Below are 12,572 nucleotides of genomic sequence, written 5' to 3' on the forward strand. Positions count from 1 at the left end.
TTGACAGGTGCCCCTTGCGGGGCAGGGCTGGTGCCACCCCGCCGAACGTTGCATGATGTTGCAAACACGCCCCAGGGCGAGTTGTCACCGAGCGAGTGCCTGCCGTGTCGAACCGTCCCTTGTTGTCCGTGTTACCCGTGGCCGAATGGCCGCTGCCCCCGGGCGACCGATTGCCCTGCGCGCTGCTGCTCATCACCGCCGACGGGATGGTGCACAGCGCCAACACCACGGCGCATGCGTGGTTCGAAGGCCAGGCCCATCCAATGACGCCGCTGGCCCACTTCCTGGGCATCTCCGAGCACGACGAGCGCGTGGGGGCTCTGGACGGGTTTATCGAGGGGCTGCGGCACACGGGGCAGATGCGCGAGCTGCGGCTGGCCCTGTACCGCCACACCGGTGAGCGCTTCTCGGCCCTGCTCATGGGCATGCCCTTGATCGATCCGGGTGGCCTGTACCTGGGCTTCGACGCCATGGTGCTCGACCTGTCGCGCTGGCAGGACCGCGAGACGCTGGTGCCCTACACACGCGCCGAGAACCTGCAGGCGCAGCTGGAATCGCGCACGCGCTCGCAGGGCCTGGCGCTGCGCGACATCGACGCCTTCGCGCAGATCCTGTCGCACGACCTGCGCACGCCGCTGCGCCACGCCCGGGGCTACCTGCGGCTGATGCGCGAACACGCGGATCAGGTGGACGACCCGGTGCAGCGGGAGTACACGCAATCGGCAATGCGGGCTGTCGAAGGCATGAACGGCATGATCGATGCCCTGCTGGATTTCACCCGCCTGTCGCGCGTGCGGGTGGATGCGCAGGCCGTGCCGCTGGGGCCGCTGGTGCAGGGCCTGCTGGTGCACCTGAACCGGCATCCGCACGCGGCCCGCGTGTCGTGGCGCATCGACCCGGACCTGCCGGTCGTGCGCGGCGACCCCATGCTGCTCGCCCAGGCCTTCTCGCACGTGCTGGACAACGCCCTGAAGTTCACGCGCTCGGTGCAAGAACCCCGGATCGAGGTGGGCTGGCAGGAAGGGGCCGATGGCACGCGGCTGTTCTACGTGAACGACAACGGCGTGGGCTTCGACCGGCGCGCGGCCGACAAGGTGTTCACGCTGTTCCAGCGCCAGCACCACTCGCTCGACTACGAGGGCATGGGCGTGGGCCTGGCGCTGATGCGCCGCATCATCGAACGCCACGGCGGCATCGCGCGCTGCGAGTCCTCGCCTGGCCAGGGCTGCCGTGTGAGCTTCACGCTGCCCCCCGACCTGGCGGACAGCGCCCGCGAGGGCTGAGCGCCCCGCCCCGGCTCAGCCGGCCTGGTGGGCCACCGGGTCCGGCAGCACGGCCGTGACCTCGATCTCCACCTTGGCGCGCGCCTCGACCAGCCGGCTCACTTCCACGCAGGTCATGGCGGGGAAGTGCTTGCCCATGACCGCACGGTAGGCCTCGCCGAGCTCGCGCAGGCGGGCGTTGTACTCGTCGCGGTCGAGGATGTACCAGGTCATGCGCACCATGTGCTCAGGGCCGGCGCCGCCGCTGCGCAGCACGTCGTGCACGTTCTGCAGCGCCTGGCGCGTCTGGGCGATGAAGTCGTCGCTGTCGAACCGCTGCTGGCTGTTCCAGCCGATCTGGCCGCCGACGAAGATCTGCGTGCCGCGCGCGGCGATGCCGTTGGCGTAGCCCTTGGGTGGCGTCCAGCCGTCGGGGTGAAGGTGTTGCAGCATGGTGTCAGGCCTTGGCGGGAGAAGCGTTTTGACGAAGGGCGAAGCGTTGCAGCTTGCCGGTTTCGGTGCGAGGCAGCCGTTCGACGAAGACCACCTCGCGCGGGTACTTGTAGGGCGCCATGCTGGCCTTGGCGTGGTCCTGCAGGGCCTTGACCATGGCCGCGTCGCCCGCGTGCCCGGGCTTGAGCACCACGTAGGCCACGATCACCTGGCCGCGCTCCTCGTCGGGCCGCCCGACCACGCCGCACTCGGCCACCGCCGGGTGCGCCAGCAGCGAGGACTCGACCTCGGGGCCGGCCACGTTGTAGCCCGCCGTGATGATCATGTCGTCGGTGCGCGCCTGGTAGAAGTAGTAGCCGTCGGCGTCGCGCTGGAAGGCATCGCCGGGGAAATTCCAGCCGCCTTGCACGTACTGCGCCTGGCGCGGCTCGTCGAGGTAGCGGCAGCCCGTGGGGCCGATCACCGCCAGGCGGCCGATTTCGCCATCGGCCGCCGGCTGGCCGGCGTCGTTCACGATGCGCGCGGTGTAGCCCGGCACCACCGTGCCGATGGCACCGCGCCGCACGGCCTCGGGCGCGGCCGAGATGAAGATGTGGAACATCTCGGTGGCGCCGATGCCGTCGAGCATCTCGATGCCGCTGGCCTGTTTCCACAGCTGGCGCGTGGCATCGGGCAGGCCCTCGCCCGCGCTCACGCACAGGCGCAGTCGGCCGATGCCGTGCTGCTGCGCGAAGGGCGCCATCTGCCGGTAGAAGGTGGGCGCGGTGTAGCAGATGGTCGCGCCCTTGTCGGCGATGAGCTTGACCATGGCCTCGGGCGTGTAGGCGATCGAGGGGAAGTAGACCGAGCAGCCGGCCCACATCGGGAAGATCAGCAGGCCGCCCAGGCCGAAGGTGAAGGCCAGCGGCGGTGAGCCCACCACCACGTCGTCCGGCGTGGCGCGCAGCACGTGGCGCGGCCAGCACTCGCAGGCGGCGAGCACGTCGCGGTGCGTGTGCACGGCGGCCTTGGGCACGCCCGTGGTGCCGGAGGTGAAGGCCAGCAGCGCGATGTCCTCGCCCGCGGTGGGGCAGGGCGTGGCCTGCGCGGGCTGGCGCGCGGCCAGCGCTTCGAGGCCGTCGGCGGCGTCGGTGTTGAAACGCAGCAGCGGCAGCGCGCTGCCGCAGGCCTCGAGCTCGCCGGTGAGCGCGGCGTCGCACAGCAGCAGTGCGGGCTGGGACTTGTGAATGATGCCCAAGAGCTCCTTGGCGCGCAGCAGCGGCATGGTGGCGACCACCACCAGCCCGGCCTGCACCACGGCCAGCCAGGCCAGCGCCATGGCCACCGAGTTGCCGCCGCGCAGCAGCACGCGGTTGCCGGGCACCAGGCCGTGTTCGCGCACCAGCAGGTTGGCGATGCGGTTGACCTGCTCGCGCGCCTGCGCATAGCTCAGCGTGCGCGCGTCGCTGCGCAGGAAGGGGCGATCGGCGTGGCCCCGGGAGAAGGCCTGGTCGAACAGGGCCTGCACCAGGTTCACCTGCGCGGGAATGGCCTGCAGCTCGGGCGTGTCGAAGCGCAGCTCGGGCCATTGCCCCGGTGGGGGCAGCCGGTCGTGCACGAAGCGGTCGGTCTGGGCGGATGTCATCGGTGTCTCTGGTTCAACGCAGGGCGTTCTTGCCGAGGATCAGGAGCTGCACTTCGCTCGCGCCCTCGTAGATGCGCAGCGAGCGGATGTCGCGGTAGAGGTGTTCCACCACCTCGCCCACGCGCACGCCGCGCCCGCCGAACATCTGCACGGCCATGTCGATCACGCGCTGCGCGTTCTCGGTGGCGGTGAGCTTGGCGGCCGCGGCGGCGGCGGTATAGGCCGGTGTGCCGGCGCCGTGCGAGGCGCTCTCGTCGCGCATCCAGGCGGCGCGGTAGGTGAGCATCGCGGCGGCGTCGATCAGCGCGCTCATTTCGCCCAGGCGCGCCTGAGTGAGCTGGAAGTCGGCCAGGTGCTGGCCGAACATCTCGCGCCGCTTCGCGTGGGCCACCGCCTCGGCGAAGGCGCGGCGTGCCATGCCCAGCGCGGCGGCGGCCACCGAGGCGCGGAAGATGTCCAGCGTCTGCATGGCCAGCTTGAAGCCCCCGTCCACCGTGCCCACCAGCGCGTCGGCGCCGACGCGGCAGTCCTTGAAGCGCAGGGTGGCGAGCGGGTGTGGGGCCATCACGTCGATGTGCTCGGTGGTGTCCAGGCCCGGCGCGTCGGCCGGCACGACGAAGGCGCTGATGCCGCGCGCGCCGGCGTCGGGCGTGGTCTTGGCGAAGACCACGTAGTAGTCGGCCAGGCCGCCGTTGCTGATCCAGGTCTTGCAGCCATCCAGTGCCCAGCCGCCGTCCACCGGGCGGGCGCGGGTTCGCATACCGGCCACGTCGGAACCGGCCTCGGGTTCGCTGAGCGCGAAGGCGGCGATCTGCGCGCCACTGGCCACGGCGCGCAGGCGCTGCTCGCGCTGCGCCTCGCTGCCCCCGAGCGTGATGCTGCCGCTGCCCAGGCCTTGCATGGCGAAGGCGAAGTCGGCCAGCGGCGAGTGGAAGGCCAGCGTTTCGCGCAGGACCACGAGCGCGCGCGAGTCGAGCTTGTCGAGCGCACCGCCGTGCGCGGCGGGCACGCAGTAGCGCAGCCAGCCGGCGTCACCCAGGCGGCGCACCCAGTCGCGGCAGGCGCGGCGGTCGTCGGATTCGTCGACCCGCTGCGCGCCGGCCCAGTCGGCCAGGCCCAGGGCGAGCGCGCGGTGGTGTTCGCCGAAAAAGGGCAGCTCCCACTGCGCCTGCGGCGGGGTCATGCCATGGGGGCGGTCGAAGGCGACCATGGGCTCAGTCTCCCTCGAAGACCGGGCGCTGCTTCGCCGCGAAGGCCTCGTAGGCGCGGCGGAAGTCCTGCGTCTGCATGCAGATGGCCTGGGCCTGGGCCTCGGCCTCGATGGCCTGGTCCAGCGTCATGGCCCACTCCTGGTGCAACATGGTCTTGGTCATGCCGTGCGCGAAGGTCGGGCCTTCGGCGAGCGAGGACGCGAGCTGGAGCGCGGCCCCGTGCAGGGCCTCGGGCTCGTGCAGGGCGTTGAAGAAGCCCCAGGCCAGGCCCTCGTCGGCCTTCATGGCGCGGCCGGTGAACAGCAGCTCGCTGGCGCGGCCCTGGCCGATCAGGCGCGGCAGCAGGGCGCAGGCGCCCATGTCGGCGCCGGCCAGGCCCACGCGCGTGAACAGGAAGGCGGTGCTGGCGCGCGCCGTGCCCAGGCGCAGGTCGCTGGCCAGGGCCATCATGGCGCCGGCGCCGGCGCACACGCCGTCGATGGCCGCCACGATGGGCTGCGGGCAGGCGCGCATGGCGCTCACCAGCGCGCCCGTCATGCGCGTGAAGGCCAGCAGCTCGGGCATGGTCATCTTCGTCAGCGGACCGATGATCTCGTGCACGTCGCCGCCGGAGCAGAAGTTGCCGCCCGCGCCGGTGAGCACCACCGCCTTCACGTCGGTGGCGCGTTGCAGGCCGTGGAACCAGTCGCGCAGCTCGGCGTACGAGTCGAAGGTGAGCGGGTTCTTGCGGTCCGGGCGGTTGAGCGTGACGGTGGCCACGCCACCGGCGATGGACAGGGCGAAGTGCCGGGGCGAGGCCGGGGCCGGCGCGTACTGGCCGCGCATGGGGTTGTGGTCGGGGATGGGGTGTTTCATTCGATGGCGTCCGTCAGGCGCTGGTTGAGTTCGAGCTGGTGCTGCTTGACCTTGCCCAGCAGCTTGTAGAGCTGCTCGAGGTCGCGCGGCGACAGGCCCTCGAAGGCCTCCACGATCCAGTGCTCGTGCTGCTCGGCCATCTGGGTGAAGGCGCGGCGGCCGCGCTCGGTCAGGCGCACGCGGAAGGCGCGGCGGTCGCCCTCGACGCCGGTGCGCTCGACCAGGCCCTCGGCCACGAGCTGGTCGGTGATGCCGGTGACGTTGCCACCCGTGACCATGAGCCGGTGCGACAGCTCCTTCATCTTCAGTCCGTCCGGGTGGCGTTCGAGCTGCGCCATCAGGTCGAAGCGCGGCAGCGTGGTGTCGAAGTGCTCGCGAAGCCCCGCGCGCACGCGCTTCTCGATCAGCTGCGAGCAGGTGAGCAGGCGCAACCACAGGCGCAGCTCATGCGCGTGCTCGCTGTGCGCGCGCGCCTCGAGGTCCAGGTTTTCGAGAGCGTTCATTTGCTGGCCTCCTCTTCTTCTTGCGCTTTCATGGCTTGCTGGCGGGCGATCTCCCGGTAGAGCTGGTCGCGCCCGCTCAGGTAGGGCGCGGGCCAATCGATGGCGCGGGTCTGCAGCTTGGCGGCCTCGTGCAGCGTCCAGGCCGGGTTGGCCAGGTGCGGTCGGGCCACGGCGCACAGGTCGGCGCGGCCCGCGGCCACGATGCTGTTGGCGTGGTCGGCCTCGCTGATGGCGCCCACGGCCATGGTCAGGATGTCGACCTCGTTGCGCACGCGGTCGGCGAACGGTGTCTGGTACATGCGGCCATACACCGGCTTGGCCTGGCGCGTGGTCTGACCCGAGGAGACGTCGATCACGTCGCAGCCAGCGGCCTTGAACAGGCGCGCGATGGCCACCGCGTCGTCGGGCGTGTTGCCACCGGGCGCCCAGTCGTGCGCCGAGATGCGCACGCTCATGGGCCTGTCGGCGGGCCAGGCGGCGCGCATGGCCTGGAAGACTTCCAGCGGGTAGCGGCAGCGGTTCTCCAGCGAGCCGCCATAGGCGTCGGTGCGCTGGTTGGTGAGCGGACAGATGAAGGCCGAGAGCAGGTAGCCGTGCGCGCAGTGCAGCTCCAGCCAGTCGAAGCCGGCGGCGGCGGCGCGCCGCGTCGAGTCGACGAAGGCGGCGGTCATGGCGTCCATGTCGGCGCGGGTCATGGCGCGCGGCACCTGGTTCTGCTCGCCGTAGGGCAGGGCGCTGGCCGACAGCAGCGGCCAGTTGCCGCTGGGCAGGGGTTCGTCGATCTGTTCCCAGCCCAGTTGCGTGGACCCCTTGGGGCCGCTGTGGCCGAGCTGCAGGCCGATCTTCACGCCGTTGCCCTGCTCATGGGCGAAGCGAACGATGCGCTCGAAGGCGCGCTGCTGCGCGTCGTTCCACAGCCCGGGGCAGCCGGGGGTGATGCGGCCCTCGGGTGTGGGGCTGGTCATCTCGACCATCACCAGCGCGGCGCCGCCCGCGGCGCGCGCGCCCAGATGAACGAAGTGCCAGTCGCCCACCACGCCGTCCTGCGCCTTGTACTGCGCCATGGGCGATACGACGATGCGGTTCTTCAGGGACAGGCCGCGCACCGTCAGCGGCAGCAGCATGGGGGGTGTGGGGTGTTTCGCGGCCGCGCTGCCGGCGCGCGTCGCGAGCCAGTTCTCGTAGCCTTCCAGCCAGCGGGCGTCGCGCAGGCGCAGGTTCTCGTGGCTGATGCGCTGGCTGCGCGTGAGCAGCGAGTAGGCGAACTGCTCGATCTCCATGCCGGTGTAGCGGTCCACGTGCTCGAACCACTCGGTGGAGTTGCGCGCGGCGTTCTGGATCTTGAGCACCTCCACGCTGCGCCGGGCTTCGTAGGCCTGCAGCACCGTGGCGACGTCGGCGTCGGGGTGGCGCTCGAACTCGGTGGCCAGGTCGATGGCGTCTTCCAGGGCGAGCTTGGTGCCGCTGCCGATGGAGAAGTGCGCCGTGTGCGCGGCGTCGCCCATCAGCACGATGGGGACGCGCCGCGCTGTGCGACCCGGCGCCGGGTCGCCCCCAGCCGGATCAGCCGCCTCGGAGGGGAGCGACCCGCGCAGCGGCGGCGCGTGGGGGTCGATGCCTTGCCAGTGCACCCAGGTCTTGCAGATCACGCGCGGGAAGCGGATCCAGATGGCCGAGCCGCGCAGGTGGCCGGCGTTGCTGATGAGGCGGTGGCCGTCGAGGTAGGGCGCGAAGAGCTTCTCGCAGAAGGCGATGCCGTCCTCCTGGCTCATCTGGTCGATGCCGTGCGCCTTCCACACGTGTTCGGGCGTCTCCACGATGAAGGTCGAGGTGTCGGCGTCGAACTGGTAGGCGTGGGCCTGGAACCAGCCATGCTCGGTCTGGACGAAGGCGAAGGTGAAGGCGTCGAAGGTCTTTTTGGTGCCAAGCCACACGAAGCGGCACTGGCGGTTGTCGATGTCGGGCTCAAAGGTGCTGGCGTAGCGTGTGCGCACGCGGCTGTTGAGGCCGTCGCTGGCGATGACCAGGTCGGCCTGGTACTGCGCGGCCAGGGCCTGGTCGTCGGTGACGTCGGTCTCGAACACCAGCTTGACGCCGAGCTGCTGGCAGCGCGCCTGCAGCACGTTGAGTAGCCGCTTGCGGCCAATGCCGCAGAAGCCGTGGCCGCCGCTGCGCACGCTGCGGCCTTTGTAGAAGACCTCGATGTCGTCCCAGTGGTTGAAGGCGTCGCCGATTTCCTGGGCCGTTTCGGGGTCGGCCGCGCGCAGATTGCCCAGGGTCTGGTCGGACAGCACCACGCCCCAGCCGAAGGTGTCGAAGGGGCGGTTGCGCTCGACGACCGTGACCTCCAGCGAGGGCTGTCGCCGCTTCATCAACAGCGCGAAGTACAGCCCCGCCGGGCCACCACCGATGCACAGGATGCGTTGCAGCGACGTTTTCATGTTTAATTAGTTTAGACATGAAACATCAGCGAACAACCGGGTAAACCCTTGCCAATGAAGGCCGTGTTACATCAGCGCACTGGCGTGGCCGTCCCCAAGGGAGTAAGGTCAGGTGTTCAGTGTTCGAGAAACGACATGAGTGTGTACCGCTTCAAATCCCGGGAGACCGGCGATCTCGTCATGCTGCCGGCGCACGGCAAGCGCATGCTGGAAATCCTGGGCAAGGACCCGGACAGCCCCGGGGTGCTGCTGCCCGACGACATGCCGCGCGCGATCGACGCGATCCGCGCCGCGGTGCTGAACGAGGAAGCCGAACACAAGCGCCTGCGCGACGAGGCCGAGGCCAAGGGCGAGGTCCCGCCGACGTTCGAGAGCGTGAGCCTGCGCATGCGCAGCACGCCCTTCATTGAAATGCTGCAGCGCGCCCTGAAGGAGCGCGTGGAGGTGGTCTGGGGGGTGTGAGCCCGCCTGCCGCCGTCAATCCACCTTCGCGCCCGAGGCCTTCACCACAGCCTCCCACTTGCGGATTTCCGCGTCGATCAGGGCCGCGAACTCGGCGGGCGTGTTGCCACTGGGTATGGCGCCCTGGGCCAGCAGGCGTTCCTTCACCGCCGGGGCGTTGAGGGCCTTGGCGGTTTCCTGCTGCAGGCGGTTCACGGTGTCGGGCGGCGTGCCGGCCGGCGCGAGCAGGCCGAACCAGGAGCTGGCCTCGAAGCCCGGCAGCTTGCCCGCCTCGGCCACCGTGGGCACGTCGGGCAGGGCGGCCGAGCGCACCGCGCTGGTCACGGCGAAGGCCTTGAGGTTGCCGGCCTGGATGTGCGCCATCGCCGAGGGCAGGTTGTCGAACATCACGTCCATGTTGCCTGCCAGCAGGTCCGTCATGGCCGGCCCCGAGCCGCGGTAGGGGATGTGCGTCATGAAGATGCCGGTGCGCGACTTGAACAGCTCGCCGGCCAGGTGGATGGAGGTGCCATTGCCGCTGGAGGCCATGTTCAGGCGCCCCGGCCGGGCCTTGGCGACCCGGATGAAATCTGCCACGTTGTGGACCCCCAGTTCCTGCGCGCGCCGGGTGCTCATCACCATCACGTTGGGCACGCCGGCCACCAGGGTCACGGGCGCGAAGTCCTTCTGCGGGTCGTAGGGCAGCTTGCTGTACAGCGACTTGTTGATGCCGTGCGTGCCCACGGTGCCCATGAGCAGGGTGTAGCCGTCAGCGGGCGACTTGGCCACCACCTCGGCGCCGATGTTGCCGCCAGCGCCCGCGCGGTTCTCCACCACGAAGCTCTGGCCGAAGGCCTTGCTCAGTTCGGGCGCAAGGGTGCGGGCCAGGATGTCGGTGGTGCCGCCCGGCGCGAAGGGCACGACGATGCGCACCGGCTTGGTCGGCCAGGCACCCTGTGCGAGCGTGGCGGCAGGCAGGGCCAGGGCGGTGGCGAGGGCAACGAGGGATCGGCGGCTGAGGCGCATGGACGGGCTCCTGATCAGTGCGGTGAGTGACCGCCAGCCTATAGGGACCATCTGAGGAGTCAACCGGAGGACTACCACCTGGCGAGCGCAGGTGTCAGCCCAGCGACACCGCGGAACCGGCTGTGCCGGGCCGCAGGTGTCGCCCCCGCTCAGGGGGGTGGCGCGAAGCGCCGCGGGGGGAGCCTTCTGTCAGTCGGCGTACTGGCCGGCCGCGTCGATCACCACCTTGAGCTTGGCGATCTCGTTGGCCACGAACTTCTTGTGGCCTTCGGGCGTGACGCGGTCGTCGGTCACCACGATGGCGCCCAGTTCTTCCTGGCGCTTGATGAACTCGGGGTCCTTGAGCGCGACCTTGAGGGCGTCATTGAGCTTCTTCAGCACGTCGGGCGGCGTGCCCTTCGGGGCGTACATGCCGTGCCAGATGGTGAGGTTGAAGCCCTTGAGGCCCATTTCCTGCAGCGAGGGGTAGTGCTTGAGGATGGGGTGGTTGCTCAGCGGCTTGGCCGTGGTCACGGCGAAGGCCTTCACGCGGCCGCCCTCGATCTGCGAGGTGGTGTTGGTGGTCTGGTCGCACATCACGTCCACCTGGCCGCCGATGAGGTCGTTCATGGCCGGGCCGGTGCCGCGGTAGGCGATGGTGGTCATGGACTTGTCGAGCTTCACGGCGTGCTGCCACATCAGGCCGCAGATGTGCGAGGCCGAACCCAGGCCGGCGTGCGCCAGGTTGAGCTTGCCGCCGTTGGAGCGGATGTAGGCCTCGAAGTCGCGGTAGGTGTTGGCGTTGAGCTTGTTGGAACCCAGCAGCGTCATGGGCACGTCGTTGATGGCGCCCAGGTACTCGAAGTCGTCCAGGGCGCTGAACTGCTTCTTCTTGTAGAGGCTGTCGGTGGCGGCCATGCCGATGTGCCACACGAGCAGGGTGTAGCCGTCCTTGGGGGCGCGGGCCACGCGGGTCGCGGCGATGGTGCCGCCGGCGCCGGCGGTGTTCTCGACCACGATGTTGGCGTTGTTGCCCAGCGGCTTGCGCATGGCCTCGGCGAGCTGGCGCGCCACCAGGTCGGTCGGGCCGCCGGCGGCGAAGGGCACCACGAAGGTGACGGGCTTGCTGGGGAAGGCCTGGGCGAACGCGCCCACCGCCAGGGTTGTGCCCAGGGCCAGGGTGACGAGCTGTTTCATGGTTGTCTCCTGTAGGGAGGTTAATGACCCGCGCATGCTATGCGGGCCCGCAGGGACGGCCATCGCGGGAAATACGTAGCCCCCCACCCGTACAAACCCCTGTCCCGGCGCCCTTCAGCGGTAGCTGCGGGCGTCCTCGATCACCTTGCCGTCGTTGGGCAGGCTGCCGGGCGCCACCAGCTCCACCTCGCCGCGCAGCTTGGTGATATCGCGAACGGCGGCGGCGATGCTCTCGCGCAGCGCCTCGGTGGCCTGGCCGCCCGGCTCGGCCTCTACCCGCAGGCAGAGCTGGTCGCTGGCCATCTCGCCGCTGACCACCAGTCGGGCCTTGCGGATCTGCGGGAAGCGGCGCGCGATGTCGGCCACCTGGGAGGGGTGCACGAACATGCCGCGCACCTTGGTGGTCTGGTCGGCGCGGCCCATCCAGCCCTTGATGCGCGGCGCCGTGCGGCCCGTGGGACAGGCGCCCGGCAGCATGGCCGAGAGGTCGCCGGTGCCGAAGCGGATCAGCGGGTAAGCCGGATTGAGCGTGGTGACCACCAGCTCACCGACCTCGCCTTCGGCCACGGGATCGTCCGTGCCCGGGCGCACGATCTCCACGATCACCTGCTCTTCCAGCACCAGGCCCTCGCGGGCGGCGGTTTCATAGGCCACCAGGCCGAGGTCGGCGGTGGCATACGTCTGGTACACGGCCACGCCGCGTTCGGCGAACCAGGCGGTCAGGCTGGGCGGGCAGGCCTCGCCGCCCACCACCGCCTTCGTCAGGGACGAGAGGTCCGCGCCGGTTTCGGCGGCTTTCTCGATCAGGATGCGCAGGAAGCTGGGCGTGCCGGTGTAGCCCTCGGGCCGCAGCTCGGCCATGGCCTGCAGCTGCTGTTCGGTCTGGCCGGTGCCGGCGGGAAAGACGGTGCAGCCCACCGCGTGCGCGCCCGACTCCAGGATGAAGGCGCCCGGCGTCATGTGATAGCTGAAGGCGTTGTGCACCAGCTCGCCGGCTCGAAAGCCCGCCGCGAACAAGGCGCGTCCGGTGCGCCAGTAGTCGCGCGTCGCGCCCTCGGGTTCGTAGATCGGGCCGGGCGACGCGTACAGGCGCGTCATTGCGGGTCCCCGCACCAGGGTGCTGAAGCCGCCGAAGGCGTCGCGGGCGACCTGGGCGCGCTGGCGCGCCAGCAGGCTGCTTTTGCGCGTGACCGGCAGCTTGGCCAGCGCGGCGCGGCTGTTCACGCCGGACGCGTCCACGCCGCTCAGGATCTCGGCGAAGGCCGGGCTGTGCGCCTGCGCGTGCGCGACCTGCCGCGCCAGCGCGGCCATCTGCTCGGCCTCGCGTTGCGCGGGGGCGCGCGTCTCCAGCGCATCGAAGAACGGATTCATCACGCCAGCCACCTTTTCCTCCGCTTGTAGCTCTTCACGTCCTTGAAGCTCTTGCGTTCGCCGCCGCCCATGCCGAGGTAGAACTCCTTGACGTCCTCGTTGTTGCGCAGCTCGGTCGCGGGCCCGTCCATGACGATGCGCCCGCTCTCCATGATGTAGCCGTAGTCGGCGTAGCGCAGCGCCATGTTGGTGTTCTGCTCGGCCAGCAG

11 protein-coding genes and 1 pseudogene are annotated in these 12,572 nt (G+C 70.2%); 2 read left to right on the top strand and 10 right to left on the bottom strand.

What is annotated here, in order from left to right; all coding sequences use genetic code 11:
- The first annotated feature begins 104 nt into the window (after positions 1–104).
- The gene (locus DY262_RS15035) at positions 105–1,283 is read left to right on the top strand and encodes a sensor histidine kinase (RefSeq protein ID WP_147326242.1); all 1,179 of its coding nucleotides are present in this window, start codon (positions 105–107) and stop codon (positions 1,281–1,283) included.
- A 15-nt stretch (positions 1,284–1,298) separates the two neighbouring features.
- Here the strand turns inward: DY262_RS15035 and DY262_RS15040 are convergent, their stop codons facing one another.
- Genes DY262_RS15040 through DY262_RS15065 form a run of 6 tightly spaced genes read right to left on the bottom strand, consistent with a single transcriptional unit; the run spans position 1,299 to position 8,349 of the window.
- Positions 1,299–1,715 (bottom strand): RidA family protein, encoded by a 417-nt coding sequence (locus DY262_RS15040; RefSeq protein ID WP_116959940.1) that lies wholly within the window; start codon positions 1,713–1,715, stop codon positions 1,299–1,301.
- Positions 1,716–1,719: 4 nt separating this feature from the next.
- Positions 1,720–3,339 carry an AMP-binding protein gene (locus tag DY262_RS15045; protein ID WP_116959941.1) on the bottom strand — a complete coding sequence of 540 codons (1,620 nt, stop codon included), beginning with the start codon at positions 3,337–3,339 and terminating at the stop codon, positions 1,720–1,722.
- A 13-nt stretch (positions 3,340–3,352) separates the two neighbouring features.
- The gene (locus tag DY262_RS15050; protein WP_181936518.1) at positions 3,353–4,549 is read right to left on the bottom strand and encodes an acyl-CoA dehydrogenase family protein; all 1,197 of its coding nucleotides are present in this window, start codon (positions 4,547–4,549) and stop codon (positions 3,353–3,355) included.
- Positions 4,550–4,553: 4 nt separating this feature from the next.
- Positions 4,554–5,405 (bottom strand): enoyl-CoA hydratase family protein, encoded by an 852-nt coding sequence (locus DY262_RS15055; protein WP_116959942.1) that lies wholly within the window; start codon positions 5,403–5,405, stop codon positions 4,554–4,556.
- Complete coding sequence (locus tag DY262_RS15060; protein ID WP_070400745.1) at positions 5,402–5,890, bottom strand: MarR family winged helix-turn-helix transcriptional regulator; 489 nt, start codon at positions 5,888–5,890, stop codon at positions 5,402–5,404. The genes DY262_RS15055 and DY262_RS15060 overlap by 4 nt, the downstream gene beginning before the upstream one ends.
- A 14-nt stretch (positions 5,891–5,904) precedes the next feature.
- Positions 5,905–8,349 carry a bifunctional salicylyl-CoA 5-hydroxylase/oxidoreductase gene (locus DY262_RS15065; RefSeq protein ID WP_116959943.1) on the bottom strand — a complete coding sequence of 815 codons (2,445 nt, stop codon included), beginning with the start codon at positions 8,347–8,349 and terminating at the stop codon, positions 5,905–5,907.
- Between the two features lie 135 nt (positions 8,350–8,484).
- Here DY262_RS15065 and DY262_RS15070 point away from each other — a divergent pair, with 135 nt between their 5' ends.
- Positions 8,485–8,811, top strand: coding sequence for a DUF1840 domain-containing protein (locus DY262_RS15070; RefSeq protein WP_116959944.1), 327 nt, complete (start codon positions 8,485–8,487; stop codon positions 8,809–8,811).
- A gap of 15 nt (positions 8,812–8,826) precedes the next feature.
- Here the strand turns inward: DY262_RS15070 and DY262_RS15075 are convergent, their stop codons facing one another.
- From DY262_RS15075 to DY262_RS15090, 4 genes and pseudogenes are all read right to left on the bottom strand, one after another.
- Positions 8,827–9,816, bottom strand: a complete 990-nt coding sequence (locus DY262_RS15075; RefSeq protein WP_116959945.1) for a tripartite tricarboxylate transporter substrate binding protein — start codon at positions 9,814–9,816, stop codon at positions 8,827–8,829.
- Positions 9,817–10,005: 189 nt separating this feature from the next.
- On the bottom strand, positions 10,006–10,992 hold the full coding sequence (locus DY262_RS15080; protein ID WP_116959946.1) for a tripartite tricarboxylate transporter substrate-binding protein: 987 nt from the start codon (positions 10,990–10,992) through the stop codon (positions 10,006–10,008).
- A 114-nt stretch (positions 10,993–11,106) separates the two neighbouring features.
- Complete coding sequence (locus tag DY262_RS15085; RefSeq protein WP_116959947.1) at positions 11,107–12,363, bottom strand: phenylacetate--CoA ligase family protein; 1,257 nt, start codon at positions 12,361–12,363, stop codon at positions 11,107–11,109.
- A pseudogene (locus DY262_RS15090) lies at positions 12,363–12,572 on the bottom strand (ABC transporter ATP-binding protein); the annotation flags it as partial. The gene DY262_RS15085 and the pseudogene DY262_RS15090, both read right to left, overlap by 1 nt.

Source organism: Hydrogenophaga borbori (genome assembly GCF_003417535.1).
GTDB classification, from domain to species: Bacteria; Pseudomonadota; Gammaproteobacteria; order Burkholderiales; family Burkholderiaceae_C; genus Hydrogenophaga; species Hydrogenophaga borbori.